The following is a 16983-nucleotide window of genomic DNA, read 5'->3' on the forward strand; positions in this document are numbered from 1 at the left end:
CGTGTGCTCCACCGAACCGCCCCCCCCCCCGGGCGCGCCGCCGAAGCCGCCTCGTCGAGGCTTCGGCGACGCGTGGTTCGGATGCGGTCAGACGGACACCGCGTCGGGTTCGGCCGCCGAAGCCGATGCCGTGGGGGTGTCAGTGCGACGCCGAGCGAGCAGCGTGTCGAGCGCCCAGGCACCCGGGCCGAGAGCCGCGACCAGCAGGAACGCCCAGCAGAAGAGCGCTGCCCGCTCGCCTCCGTTGTGCAGCGGCAGTAGGGCATCCGGCTGGTGCACAACGAAGTAGGCGTACGCCATCGAGCCGGAGGCGAGCAGCGCGGCGGGTCGGGCGAAGAGCCCGACCAGCACCAGTACGCCGCAGACCAGCTGGATCACGGCAGCCCACCAGCCCGGCCAGGCGCCGAGCGGTACCGCCTTGCCAGTCATCGGGTTGCCGCCGAACAACCCGAATACCGAGGACAGGCCGTGCAACGTGAACAGCAGGCCGATCACGATGCGGAACAGGGACAGGGTCGGCCCGCCGAGCCGAGAGACGTTCATGGCACCTCCATCGAAGATAGTGGATGGGTCTCGTCGATCCTGAGGCATCAGAACATCGAAAGTCATAATTTCCTTGCTGGTGGGATAATCCCTCGTGAAAACGGTGTGAACGAGGACGTCCGCACCCTCCCCCGGTGATGTCACAAGCGATTCAGCTCGAAAGGCGCACCAGGAGGGGTTCCCCACCGGTTCACGTGGCGGCGCAGGGAGAGCCGGCGAGGCCGGGGCCGGGCAGCGGTGTGCTGCGCAGGTGGGCGAGGATCAACAGATGATCTCCCGCGACACCGCAGCACGGCGGCGCATAGGCGCGACGGTCGCGATAGCTCTCGCGCTCGGCGGCTGCACTCCCGGCGACCATCGGGGCCAGGGTGGGGACCCGAGCGGGCCGCCCCCCACGCCGAGGGCGGAAGCGGGCCCGACCGCCAGCACCGAGCCGCCGGCCGAGTGCCCGGCCACCGGTGTTCGGATCCGGTCGACCGGCGGGGACGCCGCGATGGGCCTGCGCGCCCTCGGCCTGGAGCTGGTCAACTGCGGCGAGCGCCCCTACCAGCTCGACGGGTACCCGGTGCTGCACGTGTTCGACGAAGCGCGCGAGCCGGTCATGCTGCGGGTGGTCAACGGCGCCAAGGAGATCACCTCGGGCTTCGACCAGCCACCCCGGCAGGTCACCCTCGCCGCCGGGGAGCGAGCCACCGCCGTGGTGCTCTGGCGCAACCTGGTCACCGACTCGACTGTGGTGGCCACCAACGGCGAGTTCCTGACTGTGGCGCCCGCCGCCGGGCAGCCGGCCGAAGAGGTCGACGCGGACGGTCCGATCGACCTCGGCAACACCGGCCGGATCGGCGTCAGCGCCTGGAAGAAGGCCGACCCGAGCAGCCCACCTACGACGTGATGTCCTTGCGGGTGAAGCGCCAGAACGCCAACCCCCAGAACAGCGTCGCGTAACTGATCGCCGAGATGCAGCCGCGCACCACATCGTCGGTCTGCACCGGAGTCGACAGCAGACCCAGCCAGGCGGTGCTGAAGTGGGTGGGCAGGAAGTCGCGCAGCGCGCCCAGGGCGGTGATCTGGTCCAGGATGCTGGACAGGATCCAGAGCAGAACCGCACCACCCACCGCGCCCAGCGCGGCGTCCGTGATCACCGACAGCAGGAATGCCAGGCCGGCCACCACCAGCAGTACGACAGCCAGGTAGCCCAGCACGGCCAGCAACCGGAGCAGCCCCTCGGTGGGTTCCAGCTCGGCGGCGACGGTGCTGCGCAGCGGCGACCAGCCGTAGCGCAGGGTGCCGGCCAGCAGCGCGGTGCCGGCCAACAGAAGCAGGGCCAATCCCGAGTACGCGAGCGCGACCACCAGCTTCACAGTCAACAACCGCGCCCGGGGCACCGGGATCGCCAGCAGATACCGCAGGCTGCCCCAGCTCGCCTCGCTGGCCACCGTGTCGCCGCAAAACAGCGCTACGACCACCACCAGCAGGAACGACGCCGACACGAAGATCGAGAACAGGGTGAAGTTGAGCCCGCCCGACGTGGCCAGCTCGACCAGGCTGGCGAACTCGTTGCGACCGTTGTCGTCGTCGCCGCCCGAGTCGAACTGGAACGCGATCAGGATGATCAGCGGCAGCAACACCATGAACCCGAGCGCCAACTGGGTCCGCCGCCGGGACGCCTGCCGACGGAACTCCGCCGCGAACGGCATGGTGGCCGACGGCCGATAACCGCGGGCCTCACCCGCGTCAGTAACAGCAGCCATCACCGGTCACCGCTTCCCCGAGAGTTCTCGCCCACCAGGGCGAGGAACGCGTCCTCCAGGCGTCGCCGAGGCACCACCCGGTCCACCCCGATGCCGGCGCGCACCAGCTCCGCCACCACCTCGCTGCGGGCCGTGCCGTTGGTGTCGACCACCAGTTGGCCGTCGCTCTCCGGCAACACGCGGACCCCGTGCAGCCGGTCCAGCACCGCTCGCGCCGCCACCGGGTCGGTGACGTCGAAGAGCACGCTCGGCGACTCGCCCACGATCTCCTCCACCGGCCCGGACGCCACGATCCGGCCCTTGTTCACCACCACCGCGTGCGTGCACGTCTGCTCCACCTCGGCCAGCAGGTGACTGGAGACCAGCACCGCCCGGCCGTCAGTGGCGTACCGCTGGAGCACCCGACGCATCTCGGCGATCTGTGGCGGGTCCAGCCCGTCGGTCGGCTCGTCCAACACCAGCAGTTCGGGGAGACCGAGCATGGCCTGCGCGATGGCGAGCCGCTGGCGCATCCCGTGGCTGTAGTTCTTGATCCTCCGGTGCACCGAGTCACCCAGCCCGGCGATCTCCAGCGCCGCGTCGAACTGTGCGTCCTCCCACGGCCGCCCGGTGGCCCGCCAGTACGCCTTCAGATTGTCCAGACCAGACAGGTGCGGCAGGAAGCCCGGCCCCTCCACCAGCGCCCCGATCCGGGACAGCACCGGCGAGCCGGGCACCAGTCGACGACCGAAGACGTAGATCTCCCCGGCGGTCGGCTGGGTCAGCCCCATCAGCACCCGCAGGGTGGTGGTCTTGCCGGCGCCGTTCGGCCCGAGCAGACCCACCACCTGACCGGGGTGCACCTCGAAGTCCACGTTCGACACGGCGACGAAGCCGTCCGCGTACTCCTTGCGTAGCGCGCGCACTGCCAGCGGGGTGTCCGCGTACTCCGGGTGCACCGACCGGTCCTGGCGGCGGTGCCGGCGGCGGACCAGGGCGACGACCACGACGAGCCCGACCACGATGGCGGCGAGCAGGCCGGCGAGCACCCAGCGCCAGATCGTCGCGGCGGTGGGGATCGGCTCACCGCTGACAGTGGGCAGGCTGACCGCGCCGTCAGCGGCCACCGTGTAGACCGTCGGCGCGGCGGGCGTGGTGTACGCCTGGTCGGAGCTGGCCACCACCAGCCGCAGCCGGTGCCCGGCCTCCACCCGGCGGACGATCCCGGGCAGCGTCACGGTGACCGGGCGGGCGTCCTGCACCTGCTGCGGAAGGCCGGTGAGTCGGATCGGGGCGACCAGGCCGTTCGGCAGGGTGGCCGCGCCGTCCGGGTCGACGTCGTAGAGCTTGACGAAGAGCACCGCCTCGCCGGTCGGCGACGCGGCCCGCACTGTGACGGTGGGCGCACCGGCCACGTCCACCGCCTCGGTCAGCGGGGTGGACTCGAACTGGGCGTGCTGGCCGGGCACGTCGCCGGCCACGCCGTCCAGCAGCGAGGCGAGCCCGCCGGCGAACGGGATCGAGGAGATGGCCGCCGGGTTGCCGTTCGGCGGGTTCGCGATCGGCTGCGCCGGGCCGGTGACAGTCACCTCCCGGCGGGCGTTGCCGGTGAGGCCCGGGTAGTCGGCGCGGCGGAAACCGGTGGCGACGAGACCCCTGTCGAGCGCGTCGAACCCGGCGATCCGCGACCAGGTGAAGTCGTCGCCGGGCGCGTCGCCCTCGCCCTTGACGTAGTGGTCGAGCCACTGGACGGTCAGGAACTTCACCCGGTCCTCGTCCGAGCGGGGTCCGCTGCCACCGTCGTGCCCGCCGGTGAACCAGGCGACCCGTACCGGGGTGCCGGTGGCGGCGATGCCGCGCGCGTTGGCGTCCGCCTCACCGAGCGGGAAGAGGGTGTCCGCCTCGCCCTGCACCAGCAGGGTGGGGGCCTTGATCCGGTCCAGCACACCGGCCGGGCTGGAGCGGCGCAGCAGGTCCACGGCGGCCTGGTCGGCGCGGCCGGTGGTGGCGATCCGGAGGTACGCGGCGCAGACGTCGGCGGCGAACCGACCGCAGGACGGGTCGGCGGCACCGGCCGGGGCGCCACCGGGACCGGTGCCGGGGCCGGCGCCCGGCCCGGGGCTGGGCGGGCCGGCCGACGCCGGAGCGCCCTGCGGCTGGGCGGCGGTAGCGCCGGAGAGCCCGGCCGGGCCGGAGCCCACGTTGCCGCCCCCGCCGAAGAAGAGGCCGGCCCAGCCCTTCTTGAACACACCCTCGGTCGGCGCTGCGCCGGTGCTCTCCGGCAGGAACGCGCGGGACAGGTCGTTCCAAGTGATCATGGGCACGATCGCGTCGACCCGACGGTCCTGGGCGGCCAACAGCAACGCCAACCCACCGCCGTACGAGCCGCCGACAACACCGACCTTCGGGTCGCCGGCGGCGTCGGTGCGCACCTCCGGCCGCGCGGCCAGCCAGTCCAGCAGCCGCTCGGCGTCGCGCACCTCGTAGTCCGGGTTGTCCAGGTGGATCTCACCGCCGCTGCGGCCGAAACCCCGCGCGGTCCAGGTCAGCACCGCGTAGCCGCGCCCAGCGAACTCCTCCGCGTCGGAGCGCACCGACTCCTTCGTGCCGCCGAACCCGTGCGCCAGCAGCACCGCCGGCACCTTCCGACCGGACGAGGCGTCATCCGGCAGGTAGAGGGTGGTGTCCAGGTTCACCGGTTGGTCACCGGTCGGTCCGGAGCGGACGGTGAGCATCGCGCTCTCGGTGCGTACGCCCGGTCCCTGTGGCCACACCGCCCAGGTCACGGCGGCGGCCAGCAGCACGACGACCACCGTGGCGGCGATCGCCCGGCGGCGGGTGGGCAGGGCACGCCGGAACCACGCGGCCGGCGACGGCGATGTCATGCGGCACACGGTACGGCCCACAGCCTGAGCGTTGGCTGAGATCCGCCGTACGTCCGTCCGGTTGCCCCGATCGGTGCGCGATGGGGTGCGAGCGCGCAACGTCCGACGCGGCACAGTGAGTTGAGTTCGGATCCCGTGAATTCCGATCTTCCGCGGATATCCACCTCGATCCCTCCATGTCACACCCACAGCGGACACAGAGCGTGGCGGTAACGCGGACAAATGGTGACATGGCTCGAAGTGACGCGAACCTGACTCGACGAGTGAGGTCTGACCAGGCGGGGGTTCGATTAGTTTTCCGGTCCGGTGCACGGGACTTGTCGGCCAGCCCGACGCCGCGCCGATCAGCGCCCCACGCCGGAGGAGACACACATGACAGTCCCCGCGCCGCGGGCCCGTCGACGGCCGTCCACGCTGGGCCGGCTGCTGCCCCTGCTGCTCATCGGAGCACTGTTGGCGCCGTTGGGCCTACTCGTCACGTCGAACTGGCGGCAGGTCACCGACGACCGGGACCTCGCCGCCCGGGAACGGCTCGGCGTGCAGTACCTCACCGCGCTGGCGGCGGTCACCGACGCCCTCGTGGAGGCCCAGTCCAACGCGGTAAACGGCCGGCCCGTCGCCCGGGAGGCATTGAACGGGGCGGTCGAGAAGGCCGCCGCTGTGGACGCCCGCATCGGCGGGGAACTCCTCAGCCAGGAACGCTGGGCCGGCGTGCGGGCCAAGCTGGAGGCGCTGCGCGGCCGCAACGCCACCGACCCCGAGGCCGCCTACACCGCGTACGGCGAGGTCTCCGACCTGCTGCTGGCCCTGCACCGGAAGGTCCGGGAGAGCTCCGGGCTGGTCCGTGACCCCGAGGCCGACTCGTTCTTCCTCCAGGACAGCGCCGGCCAGGAGTTGCCCGAGGCGGTGGTCGGCGCCGGTCGGCTGGCCGACCTGGCCACGCTCGTCTCCCGCCGGCCGGCCGCCGAGCGACCGCGCGGCCTGCTGGAGCTGACCGGCCTGCGGGTGTCCGCCCTGACCCCCGCCGCGGACCTCGTCGACAACCTGCGCTCGGCCGTGGACGGTTCGGAGAGCACCGACCTCGGTGCCAACGTGCTGACCCCGCTGGACACCTACCAGCGTTCGGTGGAGGCGCTCGCCGGGTACTCCCTGCCGGCCAAGGAGACCGGCGTGGTCGACCCGGGCCAGTTGAGTGCCGCAGCGGTCAGCTCGCACCGCTCCGCCCGCCAACTTCAGCCGGTCATCCTCACCGAACTGGACTCCCTGCTGGCCGAGCGCATCGACCGGCTCGACCGGGACCGCTGGCTGACCGCCGGGGCGGGTGTCGTCGCCGTCCTGCTGCTGGCCTGGCTCGCCGCGTTGCTGGTCGCCGCCGGTCGCCGGGCACAACGGCGGGCCGCCCTGGCCGCGACCCACGCGGAGAGTCCCGACACCCCGCCGCAGCGCGACCCGTGGCAACCGCCGACCGACGAGTCTCGTGCGCTGCAACCGGTCGGCGTGGCCCGTGACCCGGAGACCGCACAGTGGGGGGCGTTCGATGCTGCTCGGTAGGCTCCGGATCCGCGGCAAGCTCGCGCTGCTCGTGGTGATCCCGCTGCTCAGCATGGTCGGCCTGGCCGTGCCGGTGATGCTCGACCGGATCACCGCGGCACAGCGGGCCGGCGACACCGCCGAACGGGTCCGGCTCGCCAGCCGGGTCGGCAGCCTGGTCCAGGACCTCCAGCAGGAACGCATCCTCTCCGTCGGCTTCCTGCTCGGCCGGGTCGAACGCGGTGAGCTGGTCCGTAAGTCCGCCGACGTGGACGATCGGGTGGCCGACCTGCGGGCGGCGCGAAGCGACGCGCTGACCGACGAGGTCGACAGCGCCCTCGACGGCGTGTCCAGCCTCGTCGAGCTGCGCACGGCAGTCCTGGCCGGGGCCGCCAAACCGGGTCAGGTGATGGACGCGTTCGGCCCGGTCAACAAGGGGATCATCGAGTCGCTGCGGCTGGTGGTCGGGGTGGACACCGACACGTTGCCGGGCCGTCAGGTGCTCGCCCTCGACGGGCTGCTCCGCGCCGACGAGGGCCTGGGCACCTGCGCCACCCTGAGCCTGTTGGTCAAGGCGATCGGCACCCCGGACACCACCGCCGGGTACGTGGCGTGCATCGCCGCGCTCATGGTCGACAACTCGCGCTTCCGCAGCCTGATCACGCCCGAGCAGCTCAAGGTGGCCCAGCTCAACGACGCCGCGGTGGCCGCGCGTACCCAACCCGACTTCCTGGTCAGGAGCGCCCGGGATCCGGCCGCCGCGGTCGAGGACGTGCCGATCGAGGCGCTCTTCCCGGCTGTCCGCACGATGATCCGCCTCGGCCAGTTCGTCGAGAAGAAGCTGATCGCCGACGTGCTCGCCGAGGTGACTGCCGAGCAGCGGCGCGCGCTGACCGCCGCGTACCTGGTCGGTGCCGCGGCGGCGTTGATCCTGACGCTTGTGGTGCTGCTCAGCGTGGCGGTGGCGCGGACGGTGGCCCGACCGCTGACCCGACTCACCCGCTCGGCCGACCGGGTCGCCCGGGTCGCCGAGGCGGAGCTGGTCCGGGTCACCGACGACGAGGCGGAGAGACACCAAGCGGTCCGGCTGGAGCCGGTGGACATCCGCGCCAACGACGAGATCGGCGACCTGGCGCGGGCCTTCGACAGGGTGCAGAACACCGCGGCGCAACTGGTCGAACGGCAGGTCGCCGGCCGACGCAACGTGGCGCAGATGTTCGGCCACGTCGGACGGCGTACCCAGAACCTGGTGGGTCGGCAGATCGCGCTGATCGACCGGCTGGAGCAGCAGGAGGCCGATCCGGGCCGCCTGGAGCACCTGTACCGACTCGACCACATCTCCAGCCGGTTGCGGCGCAACGCCGGCAGCCTCGTGGTGCTCTCCGGCTCGGCCGGGGCCGACGCGCACACCGCGCCGGTGCCGCTGGCCGACGTGGTCCGGTTGGCGCTCGGTGAGATCGAGGACTACACCCGGGTGGAGGTGCAGGTGCCGGCGGGCGTCTCGGCCGCGCCGGCGGTGGTCGGCGACCTCGTCCTGGCGCTGGCCGAGCTGATGGAGAACGCCACGGTCTTCTCTCCGCCGCACACCCGGGTGCTGGTGGCCGCCGAGATGTCCGGCCTCGGCGCACGGCTCACAGTGGTGGACCACGGCATCGGCATGAGCGAGCAACGGCTGGCTGAGGAGAACGCCCGGCTGACCCGCCGGGAACGGCTCGACCTGGCCCCGACCGAGGTGCTCGGTCTCTTCGTTGTGGGCCGGTTGGCACGTCGCCACGGCTGGCAGATCGCTCTGGCGGCCACCGGTGGCGGAGGGGTGACCGCACAGCTGGAGATCCCGTCGACGTCGCTGGTGCTGCGCCGCGCCGATCGCGCCGGGGCAACAGTGGCCCGCGCGGCGGTGCCGGATCGGGACCGGCGTACGGCGGCGACGCCCAACCCCGAGCACGAAGCGCGGCCCAGCGCGGTGGCCGTCGCCGCGCCGGCCCGCTTCGACTCGGACCTGCTGAGCCGGGCCACGCTCAGCCTGGACGCCGGCCCGTCCTGGAACGCGTTCGGTCGGGGCCAGCCGGAGCAGGCCGTTCCCGAACCCCAGAACCCGGAACCGGTGGGCAAGCCGGGCGGGCCACGGGTGCGGCAGCGGGTGCCCGGGGCGACGCTGCACGCCACCGCCCCGACGACCCGGCCGGTGGACGCCACCGGCGCGGACCCCGCCGCCGCCCGCGCGCTGGTCGAGGCCTTCCAAGCCGGTGTACGCCGCGCCGAGCTGCACGTGGCGCCGGGCCTCGACGGCGCGTCGGCGCGGACGGCCAGCGACCCGTCGGCCGGCGCCGGAGCGGCCGTGGTGGACTTGGGCACGACCGTCGACCTGCCCACCACCCCGGGAGGCGCCGGCCCCACGGTGCCGCGTGGTGGTGGCTCGACAGATGCCGCACCGGAGCGGCCCCGGTTGAGTCGACGGGTGCCGGGAGCGAACCTCACCGCCATCCCGGTCTGCCAACCGCCCAGCACCAACCTCGGTGACCCGAACGAGGTCCGCGACCTCATCAGCGAGTTCGAGGCGGGCGTCGCCCGCGCTCTCCGCGAAGTCAGCCCCGACCACCGGAACGAAGAAGGATCATCACGGTGACCAGCCCCTTCCTGCACGACAATGTCGACCAGAGTCAGCCCAGCGCCAATGGGGACCTCAGCCCGGAGGCCCGTACGTTCAACTGGCTGCTGGACTCCTTCACCTCCAGCACCGCCGGGGTACTGGAGGCGATCGCGGTCTCCTCGGACGGTCTGCTGATGGCCATGTCGGCGATCAAGGATCGGTCCAACGCGGAGCGGTTGGCCGCCGTCGTGTCCGGAATGACCAGCCTCGCCGGTGGGGCCGCCAGTTGGTACGCCCTCGGCGGACTGAACCGGGTGATCGTCGACATGGCCGACGGCTACCTGCTGATCAGCGCGATCAGCAGCGGTTCCGTGCTCGGGGTGGTTGCCGACCGTTCGGCGAACCTGGGCACCGTCGCGTACGAGATGACGCTCTTCGCCGGGCGGGCCGGTGGCGCCCTGACCCCGCGACTGATCGTCGAGTTGAAGAACGCCGTTCAGCAGTGACCCCCGACGTCGCCGGCGAGGATCCGGACCCGGACCCGAGGGTTCGGATCCGGCCGTACCTGCGCACGTCACCCCCGACAGGGGTGGGCCCGGCGGCGACACCGGCGCTGCCCGAGCCGGAGCCGGACGGGGACCAACCGCCTGGTCCCCGTCCGTTCGTGCTCACCTCCGGGCGGGTCGCGGGTGCCGACCCGGCGATCGGGCTGGAGACCCAGGTGACCGCCCGCATGGACAGCGGCTGGTGGGCCGGCCCACCCGGCGCGCTGCTGGCACCGGAACTTCAGACGATCATCGCGCTCTGCGCCGAGCCGATCTCGGTGGCCGAGATCTCGGCCCGCGCCCGACTGCACTTCGGCGTGACGCGGGTCCTGGTCGGCGACCTACGCGCCGCCGGGCACCTGGACGTGCACGTGACTGACACCGACGACGCTGTCGACCCCGATCTCATCCTGCGAGTGATTGATGGACTCCGTGCGATCTCCTGAATGGCCGGTCGCCCCGCTCGGCGGGGTCGCCGCGAACAGCGCCGCCGCCCGTTACGGCATGTCCCCGGGCACGGGGCCGATAGTCGGGCGGGCCGGCCCACCGCCGACCGCACCGCCTCCGTACCGGCCCCCGGCCGGCGCGGGGTCGGCACCGCCTCCGGCCGGTAAGCCGGCCGCACCGCCGATCCCGGTCAAGATCCTGGTGGCCGGTGGGTTCGGGGTCGGCAAGACCACCACGGTGGGTGCGATCTCCGAGATCGCGCCCCTGACCACCGAGGCCGAGATGACCACCGCCGGGATCGGCGTGGACGACCCGGGTGCCCGGTCCACCAAGACCACCACCACTGTGGCAATGGATTTCGGCTGCGTGACCATCGACCGCAGCCTGAAGCTCTACCTGTTCGGCACGCCGGGGCAGACCCGGTTCGGCTTCATGTGGGACGACCTGGCCCGGGGAGCGCTCGGCGCGCTGGTGGTGGTGGACAGCGCCCGGCTGGACGACTGTTTCCCGGCCATCGACTTCTTCGAGCGGGCCGGGCTGCCGTTCGTCGTCGGGGTCAACGCCTTCGACGGGCGGCTGGCCCTGGAACTCGGCGAGATCCGGTGGGCGCTGGCCATCGGTGATCATGTACCCCTTGTGCAGTTCGATGCCCGCGACCGGCTTTCGGTGCGGGACGCACTACTGGTCGTCCTGGACCGCGCGCTGGACCGCGCTACCCGGGACAGGAGGGCCTGAGCCGACCAGCTCCGGCCGTGGCGGGAAGAGGTGATCTGGTGAGGGGCGACCTGGACGAGACGCTGGCCCGGCTGGCCCGACGTGTGGAGGCGTCGCGCCGTCGGGCCGCCGACCGTGACGACACCACAGCACCGTCGAGCCCGCCCGGCCTCGGCGGCGACACCCGCAACGCCCGGCCGGGCCGGCACGCGGGGGTGGAGACGCCGAACGAGGTGGCCGGATGGGGCCCGGTCGAGGAGGTGGCCGAGGCGGTCCGCCAGGTCGTCGGGGCCTACCCCGGGCTGGCGGTGACGGTGCAGGTGGAGCACGCCGGGCGGACGTACCCGATGCGGGTCTCCTGGGACGGGCCTGCCGTCACCGTCGGACCGGTTCCCCCGCCGACGCCTGTGGAACCCCCGCCGGCCTGGCCGCTCTCCGGCCGGACGGTGCCCGCCTGGGCCCCCGGCCCGGACGGGTTGACGCCGGACCCGGCGGCCCGGTTGGCCGAGCTGATCCGGAGCGACCCGACGCTGTTGGACGAGCTGGATCCGCGGCGCTGACCGGCGGGGCTGGCTGCCGGCGGCTACGGTCGGGCAGTGGCGCAACCCGACCTGACCTTGACGGCGAGCCTGCGGCCGGCGGCGCTGGACGCCCGACGGGGCATCGTGCGCCTGCACCCGGAGGCGCTGACAGCGCTGGGGCTACGCCCCGGCGACCCGGTCCGCCTTGTCGGCCGCCGGGAGACGGCTGGGATCGCGGCGGCGGCCGGCCCGGGCGCGAGCAGCGCCCTGCTGTACGCCGACGACCTGACATTGGGCAACCTGGGTCTGCGCGACGGCGGTCAGGTGCGGGTGAGCCCGGTGCCGTTGGTCTCGGCGAGCCGGGTCGTCCTGAGCGGGCCGGTGGGGGTCGTCGCGGCGGTCAGCCCGGAGATGCTCCGGCTGGCCCTGCTGGGCAAGGTGCTCACCGCCGGGGACGACGTGTCGCTGCTGCCGCAGGACGTGCTGCCCGACGCCTCGGTCCGCAGCCTGGTCGAGGCGGCCCGACGCAGCCTCGCCAACACCGTCGGTTTCGCCTGGACCAGCACGCTGCTCAAGGTTGTCACTGTCGAGCCGGCGACCGGCGCGCTGGTCACCATGGACACATCGGTCGCCTGGGAGCACGGTGCGGCGACCCACGGCGGGCCCGCCCCGGTCGGCGCCGTGTCGACCCGGCCGGGTGCGAGCACCGACGCCGTTGCGGCGGAGGACGCGCCAGACGTGGACGAGCTACCCGGGCTGCGGGCCCAGGCTGAGGAGCTGACCGAGCTGCTGGACCTCGGCTTCCACCACCGGGAGGTGCTGGGTCGACTCGGCACCACCATCTCGTTGGGGGTGTTGCTCGTCGGCCCGGCGGGCTCCGGGAAGTCGGCGCTGGTCCGGGCCGTGGCCGCCCGGGTCGGTGCGCGCGTTCACCCGCTCTGGGCGCCGGAGGTGGCCGCGTTGACCAGTCAGGCCGCCGCCGAGCGGTTGCGCGTCGCGGCATCGGCGGCACGGGCCGAAGGCCCGGCGGTACTGCTGGTCACCGACGTCGAGGCGCTCGCACCCGCTGACGACCCCGGGCCGGTGGCGACCGTGTTCCGTCAGGTGCTCGCGGAGAGCATTCGGGCCGGCGTCGCAGTGGTCTGCACGACCGGCCGACCGGAGGCGGTCGACTCCGCGCTTCGCGCGCCCGACCTGCTGTCACTGCGGATCAGCGTCCCGCTCCCGGATCAGGCGCTGCGCCGCGACCAGCTCACAGTGCTGACCCGGCAGGTGCCGCTGGCCGACGACGTCCGGCTCGACGAGGTGGCCGGGCGTACCCCCGGGTTCGTCGCCGCGGATCTGGCCGCACTGGTCCGGGAGGCCGGGGTACGCGCGGCGCTGCGGCAGAAGTCCGCCGAGACGCCGACGGTGTCGATGGCCGACTTCACCGCCGCCCGGGAGGTGGTCCGGCCCACCACGATGGCGGCGTCCACGCTGGATCTGGCCTCGGTGACCCTCGACGACGTGGGTGGCCTGGACGAGGTCAAACAGACGCTGACCGAGTCGGTGCTGTGGCCGCTGACCTACCCGGACACCTTTGCCCGGCTCGGCGTGCAGCCGCCGCGCGGCGTGCTGCTCTATGGGCCGCCGGGCTGCGGCAAGACCTACCTGGTCACCGCGCTGGCCGGGTCGGGGCGGGCCAACGTGCTGTCGGTGAAGGGGGCGGAACTGCTCTCCAAGTGGGTCGGTGAGAGCGAACGCGCGGTTCGCGAGCTGTTCCGTCGGGCCCGGGAGGCGGCCCCCACGCTGATCTTCCTGGACGAGGTGGACGCGCTGGCGCCGGTACGCGGCCAGGCCACCGACGGGGGCACCACGGACCGGGTGGTCGCCGCCCTGCTCACCGAGTTGGACGGGGTGGAGACGCTGCGCAACGTGGTGGTGGTCGGTGCGACGAACCGGCCGGACCTGGTCGACCCGGCGTTGCTGCGGCCGGGCCGGTTGGAGCGGCTGGTGTACGTGCCGCCGCCGGACGGGCCCGCCCGCGCGGAGATCCTGCGGGCCGCGTCCCGGCAGGTGCCGCTGGCACCGGACGTCGACCTGCCGGCCCTCGGCGACGAGCTGACCGGCTTCTCCGCCGCGGACTGCGCGGCGCTGATCCGCGAGGCGGCGCTCGCCGCGATGCGGGAGTCGCTCGCCGCCGCCACCGTCACCGCCGAGCACGTGTCGACAGCGCGGGCCCGGGTACGACCGTCGCTGGACCCGGCGCAGGTCGCCGGCCTGGCCGCGTACGCCGCCAACCGGGAGTGATCAGACCAGCACAACCTTTCGTCGTACCCGGGACGTTCCTAGTACGTCACATTCCTCAGTGGAGTAATCCACTGCGACGTCAGGTGGTGTTCCTTGCGCAAGCGGCTCTCTCTCCTCCTCGTTCCCCTCGTGGCGGCGGCGACCCTGGTCTCGGTCGGCGCACCGGCGGCGGCCCATCCGGCGAAGCCGTTCCCGGCCCGGATCGCGCTGCCGAACGGGTTCACCCCGGAAGGACTGACGATCGGTCGGGGCACCACCGTGTACGTGGGCTCCGTCCTGGACGGTGCCGTGTGGCGGGGTGACTTACGCACCGGACGCGGCTCGGTGCTGATCCCCGGCACACCGGGAACCGCCAAGGCGGGCATCAAACTCGACAGGCAGGGCCGGCTCTGGACCGCCGACTTCACCGGCGGCGGGGCCAGCGTGTACGACCCGGGCACTGGCGCCCGGCTGGCCCACTACCGGTTCACCACCGACCCGAACAGCCTGGTCAACGACCTGGTGATCACCAAGCGGGCGATCTACTTCACCGACTCCACCCGGCCGGAGCTGTACGTGGTGCCGCTGGGCCCGGGTGGTCGACTGCCCGCGCCCGACGCGTTCCGGGTGCTGCCACTCACCGGCCTGGGCGCGACGCCGGACGCGTTCAACAACGGGATCGTGGCGCTGCCGGACGGTGATCTGCTGGTCGCGCAGATGCTGACCGGTCAGCTCGTGCGTGTCGACCCGCGTACCGGCGGCAGTCGCCTGTTCGACCTGGGCGGCTACTCGGTGGACCGGGCCGACGGGCTGGTGCTGCGCGGACGCACCCTCTACGTGATCCGGAACCTGACCAACGTCGTCGCTGTGGTTCGGATGAACGCCGGCTACACCGCCGGAGTGGTGCAGCGGGAGATCACCGGCCCACAGCTGCGCTCGCCGGCCACCGGCGACCTGCTCGGCTCGGCGTTGTACGTGGTGAACGGCCGGTTCGACGTGGAGCCCACGCCGAGCACCGACTACGACATCGTTCGGCTGCCGGCCTGACCCGGGCGGTCGGCGGCGACCCCTGTGGTCGCCGCCGGCCCCGACGGGCAGCTCAGAAGGCGGGCGGCGTCGAATCGAGGCAGATCTCGGCGCGTACCTTGCCGTCGTCCTCGCGCAGTTTCGCGCCGCACTTCTGCAAGACGGCGACCGCGCCGATGTTGTCCGGGGTCGTCTCGGCCACCACGGCCCGCATGCCCGCCCGAGCGGCGGCGTTCAGCAGCTCCCGTAGGGCGGCCGCGCCGATTCCCTGCCCGCGCGCCGACCGACCGAGCCACATCCCGGTCTCCACAGTGCGCGGCTCGTCACAGCGCGTCATCCGGACCATGCCCATCACCTCGCCGCCGACGAGGATGGCGTACATCTGCGAACCGGTCGGGCCGTCCAGCCCGCCGAAGCTTGCCCGATGGAATTCGCGGAACGCCTCGCGACGGGCGAGCGACCAGCCGGCGGGCGCCTCGACCGGGGGCATCACATCGCCCGGCTCCGCCTCCGCAGCCGCTACGGAGAGCAACGGCTCCAGGTTCCGTTCGTCCACCGGCTCCAGCCGGACCGCACCCGCCACGTGCCGCAGTCTGCCGCCCTCATCGGCCGAAGTCCACCCCATTGGCCATCCACTGGCGGTCCGGACAGCGGTACCGGCCGGTCGGGCGGCTAGGGTGTTCCACATCACGCTCTGTTGTCACCCGACCGGGTGTCAGGGGATCAAAAACGCCTACCCGAACTCGCAGAACACCACCGAGGCGTCGTCGGTGGGCTTGTGTCGGCGCAGTCGGTCGGGGTGGTCGCGCTCGGCGTCCCGCACCCGGTCGATCAACGCGCCCGGACCGTCGGCGCTCAGCAGGTCGAGCAGACCGGCCCAGTCGGTCAGCGCGAACTGCTCCACCGCACTGGACGCGCCGTCACTGAGAAGTGCCGCCCTACGTAGCGCCCCCGGACCGCGCCGGGGCGCGGTCCCGGTGACCGCGTGGAAGGCCGCGTCCGGGTCGGAGGCCGCCACCCAGTAGCCGTGGGTGCGGTTCATCCGCTCCCGCTGGACGCTCACGGCGTGCCGGAACCGGGTGACCGGGTCCGCTGCGCCGCCCGGCACGACGGCCACTGTCTCCCGCAGCTCCGCCATCGCCGCGTCCAGCCGGTTGTCGGTGACCACGCTGACCTGGCCACCGGCATCGAGGACGAGCGGGCTGTCGCAGAGCACCAGGTAGTCCACCTGGTCGCCGCAGTCCCGCAGGAGGCAGACAGTGCTGGACGGGGTGCCCGGATGGTCGAGGTCGCACTGCCCGCCGTGGTCGGCGCGTACCGCGAGGATGGCCGCGGCCAGGTTGCTGGTCAGCCGGGCGGCCGGGCGTACCGCCTCGGCGACGCCGATCCGGGCCGCCAGGTGCCGGACGTACCAGTCGGGCCCGTGCACGCAGCCGGTGTCGAAGCCGTCCGGCACCGTCGCGCCGTCGAGGACTCCGACCAGCGGGCCGAACCGGAAGACCAGGTCCTCGTTGACCGGCCGACCCGGGGCCGGGGCGGACGCGGATCGTACCCGCATCACCGGTGCTCCCACCTGCGGTTGGTGGCGGTCATTTGTCGCTCCCTCCGTCGCCTCCGGCCACCTGCCGGCGCCCCGGAGCGCTCCCCGCGTACCCCTTGGGCCTGGCGACATTCCTGCACCGGCCGGAAGAGGTCAGCGACGGCGGTTACGGGCGCGCGACGAGCGCAACCGGCGGAGTCGGCTGATCAGCACGGGGTCGGCGGCGAGGGCTGCCGGATTGTCCAGCAGGCCGTTGAGCAGTTGGTAGTACCGGGTCGACGAGATCCCGAAGGTGTCCCGGACGGCCTGCTCCTTGGCGCCGGCGTGCCGCCACCACTGCTGCTCGAAGGCGAGGATGGCCCGCTCCCGCTCGGTCAGCCCCGCCGCCGGATCAGCCGGATCAGCCGGATCCGTGTGCTGCTCCGACTCGTCGGCGGGTGGTGCCAACTCGTCGGCGGTCTCGATGAGCGGCGCCGGTCGGGGATTCGGGACGGTCGGCCCGGCGGCACCCACTGCCTCACCCGGACGAGCGTCGATGGACGGCTCGGGGGCGGCCGGGGTGGTGTCGGCGGACATGTCGTTCAGCCTAGTCAGCGGCGACCAGGGACGCAGCAAGCGGCGCGGCCGGTCCGTACCGCCGGGAA

At 72.9% G+C, this 16983-nt stretch carries 15 protein-coding genes; 9 read left to right on the plus strand and 6 right to left on the minus strand.

Features of this window, described 5'->3' with window-relative positions; all coding sequences use genetic code 11:
- Positions 1 to 87 precede the first annotated feature (87 nt).
- Complete coding sequence (locus tag AB0C20_RS08590; RefSeq protein WP_357183692.1) at positions 88 to 543, minus strand: DoxX family protein; 456 nt, start codon at positions 541 to 543, stop codon at positions 88 to 90.
- A 268-nt stretch (positions 544 to 811) separates the two neighbouring features.
- Here AB0C20_RS08590 and AB0C20_RS08595 point away from each other — a divergent pair, with 268 nt between their 5' ends.
- A complete protein-coding gene (locus AB0C20_RS08595) occupies positions 812 to 1435 on the plus strand; it encodes a DUF4232 domain-containing protein (RefSeq protein ID WP_357183689.1) in 624 nt (207 codons plus the stop codon).
- On the opposite strand, the gene AB0C20_RS08600 is transcribed toward AB0C20_RS08595, so the two are convergent.
- Together AB0C20_RS08600 and AB0C20_RS08605 are read right to left on the minus strand one after the other, a co-directional pair.
- A complete protein-coding gene (locus tag AB0C20_RS08600; RefSeq protein ID WP_357567652.1) occupies positions 1425 to 2294 on the minus strand; it encodes an ABC transporter permease subunit in 870 nt (289 codons plus the stop codon). The two genes, AB0C20_RS08595 and AB0C20_RS08600, sit on opposite strands and share 11 nt — an antisense overlap.
- Positions 2294 to 5158 carry an alpha/beta fold hydrolase gene (locus AB0C20_RS08605; protein ID WP_357183683.1) on the minus strand — a complete coding sequence of 955 codons (2865 nt, stop codon included), beginning with the start codon at positions 5156 to 5158 and terminating at the stop codon, positions 2294 to 2296. The genes AB0C20_RS08600 and AB0C20_RS08605 overlap by 1 nt, the downstream gene beginning before the upstream one ends.
- 372 nt (positions 5159 to 5530) lie before the next feature.
- On the opposite strand from AB0C20_RS08605, the gene AB0C20_RS08610 reads away from it, so the two are divergent.
- The 8 genes from AB0C20_RS08610 (at position 5531) to AB0C20_RS08645 (ending at position 14820) form a co-directional block, all read left to right on the plus strand.
- Positions 5531 to 6709 (plus strand): hypothetical protein, encoded by a 1179-nt coding sequence (locus AB0C20_RS08610; protein WP_357183680.1) that lies wholly within the window; start codon positions 5531 to 5533, stop codon positions 6707 to 6709.
- Positions 6696 to 9314 carry a nitrate- and nitrite sensing domain-containing protein gene (locus tag AB0C20_RS08615; protein ID WP_357183677.1) on the plus strand — a complete coding sequence of 873 codons (2619 nt, stop codon included), beginning with the start codon at positions 6696 to 6698 and terminating at the stop codon, positions 9312 to 9314. The genes AB0C20_RS08610 and AB0C20_RS08615 overlap by 14 nt, the downstream gene beginning before the upstream one ends.
- The gene (locus tag AB0C20_RS08620) at positions 9311 to 9784 is read left to right on the plus strand and encodes a roadblock/LC7 domain-containing protein (RefSeq protein ID WP_091402960.1); all 474 of its coding nucleotides are present in this window, start codon (positions 9311 to 9313) and stop codon (positions 9782 to 9784) included. The genes AB0C20_RS08615 and AB0C20_RS08620 overlap by 4 nt, the downstream gene beginning before the upstream one ends.
- Positions 9781 to 10269: a DUF742 domain-containing protein gene (locus AB0C20_RS08625; RefSeq protein WP_357567653.1), complete on the plus strand. Its 489-nt coding sequence runs from the start codon at positions 9781 to 9783 to the stop codon at positions 10267 to 10269. The genes AB0C20_RS08620 and AB0C20_RS08625 overlap by 4 nt, the downstream gene beginning before the upstream one ends.
- The gene (locus AB0C20_RS08630) at positions 10247 to 11005 is read left to right on the plus strand and encodes an ATP/GTP-binding protein (RefSeq protein WP_357183671.1); all 759 of its coding nucleotides are present in this window, start codon (positions 10247 to 10249) and stop codon (positions 11003 to 11005) included. Before AB0C20_RS08625 ends, AB0C20_RS08630 begins: the two co-directional genes overlap by 23 nt.
- 38 nt (positions 11006 to 11043) lie before the next feature.
- Positions 11044 to 11544, plus strand: coding sequence for a hypothetical protein (locus AB0C20_RS08635; RefSeq protein ID WP_357183668.1), 501 nt, complete (start codon positions 11044 to 11046; stop codon positions 11542 to 11544).
- A 36-nt stretch (positions 11545 to 11580) separates the two neighbouring features.
- Positions 11581 to 13794: an AAA family ATPase gene (locus tag AB0C20_RS08640; protein ID WP_357567654.1), complete on the plus strand. Its 2214-nt coding sequence runs from the start codon at positions 11581 to 11583 to the stop codon at positions 13792 to 13794.
- Positions 13795 to 13887: 93 nt separating this feature from the next.
- Positions 13888 to 14820 carry a superoxide dismutase gene (locus AB0C20_RS08645; protein WP_357567655.1) on the plus strand — a complete coding sequence of 311 codons (933 nt, stop codon included), beginning with the start codon at positions 13888 to 13890 and terminating at the stop codon, positions 14818 to 14820.
- A 52-nt stretch (positions 14821 to 14872) separates the two neighbouring features.
- On the opposite strand, the gene AB0C20_RS08650 is transcribed toward AB0C20_RS08645, so the two are convergent.
- From AB0C20_RS08650 to AB0C20_RS08660, 3 genes are all read right to left on the minus strand, one after another.
- Positions 14873 to 15382, minus strand: a complete 510-nt coding sequence (locus tag AB0C20_RS08650; protein WP_238667033.1) for a GNAT family N-acetyltransferase — start codon at positions 15380 to 15382, stop codon at positions 14873 to 14875.
- Between the two features lie 150 nt (positions 15383 to 15532).
- Complete coding sequence (locus tag AB0C20_RS08655) at positions 15533 to 16357, minus strand: hypothetical protein (RefSeq protein WP_357183660.1); 825 nt, start codon at positions 16355 to 16357, stop codon at positions 15533 to 15535.
- Positions 16358 to 16492: 135 nt separating this feature from the next.
- On the minus strand, positions 16493 to 16915 hold the full coding sequence (locus AB0C20_RS08660) for a DUF3263 domain-containing protein (protein WP_357183657.1): 423 nt from the start codon (positions 16913 to 16915) through the stop codon (positions 16493 to 16495).
- Between the last annotated feature and the right edge of the window lie 68 nt (positions 16916 to 16983).

It is taken from the genome of Micromonospora sp. NPDC048843 (assembly GCF_040649965.1).
In the GTDB taxonomy this organism is placed as follows: domain Bacteria; phylum Actinomycetota; class Actinomycetes; order Mycobacteriales; family Micromonosporaceae; genus Micromonospora; species Micromonospora hortensis.

What these genes read in the sequence shown, in the direction of transcription:
- AB0C20_RS08610 (WP_357183680.1), top strand. Translation starts at nt 5,531, where the DNA reads ATGACAGTCCCCGCGCCGCGGGCCCGTCGACGGCCGTCCACGCTGGGC.
- AB0C20_RS08655 (WP_357183660.1), bottom strand. Translation starts at nt 16,357, where the DNA reads ATGCGGGTACGATCCGCGTCCGCCCCGGCCCCGGGTCGGCCGGTCAAC.
- AB0C20_RS08660 (WP_357183657.1), bottom strand. Translation starts at nt 16,915, where the DNA reads ATGTCCGCCGACACCACCCCGGCCGCCCCCGAGCCGTCCATCGACGCT.
- AB0C20_RS08605 (WP_357183683.1), bottom strand. Translation starts at nt 5,158, where the DNA reads ATGACATCGCCGTCGCCGGCCGCGTGGTTCCGGCGTGCCCTGCCCACC.
- AB0C20_RS08600 (WP_357567652.1), bottom strand. Translation starts at nt 2,294, where the DNA reads ATGGCTGCTGTTACTGACGCGGGTGAGGCCCGCGGTTATCGGCCGTCG.
- AB0C20_RS08590 (WP_357183692.1), bottom strand. Translation starts at nt 543, where the DNA reads ATGAACGTCTCTCGGCTCGGCGGGCCGACCCTGTCCCTGTTCCGCATC.
- AB0C20_RS08630 (WP_357183671.1), top strand. Translation starts at nt 10,247, where the DNA reads ATGGACTCCGTGCGATCTCCTGAATGGCCGGTCGCCCCGCTCGGCGGG.
- AB0C20_RS08615 (WP_357183677.1), top strand. Translation starts at nt 6,696, where the DNA reads ATGCTGCTCGGTAGGCTCCGGATCCGCGGCAAGCTCGCGCTGCTCGTG.
- AB0C20_RS08595 (WP_357183689.1), top strand. Translation starts at nt 812, where the DNA reads ATGATCTCCCGCGACACCGCAGCACGGCGGCGCATAGGCGCGACGGTC.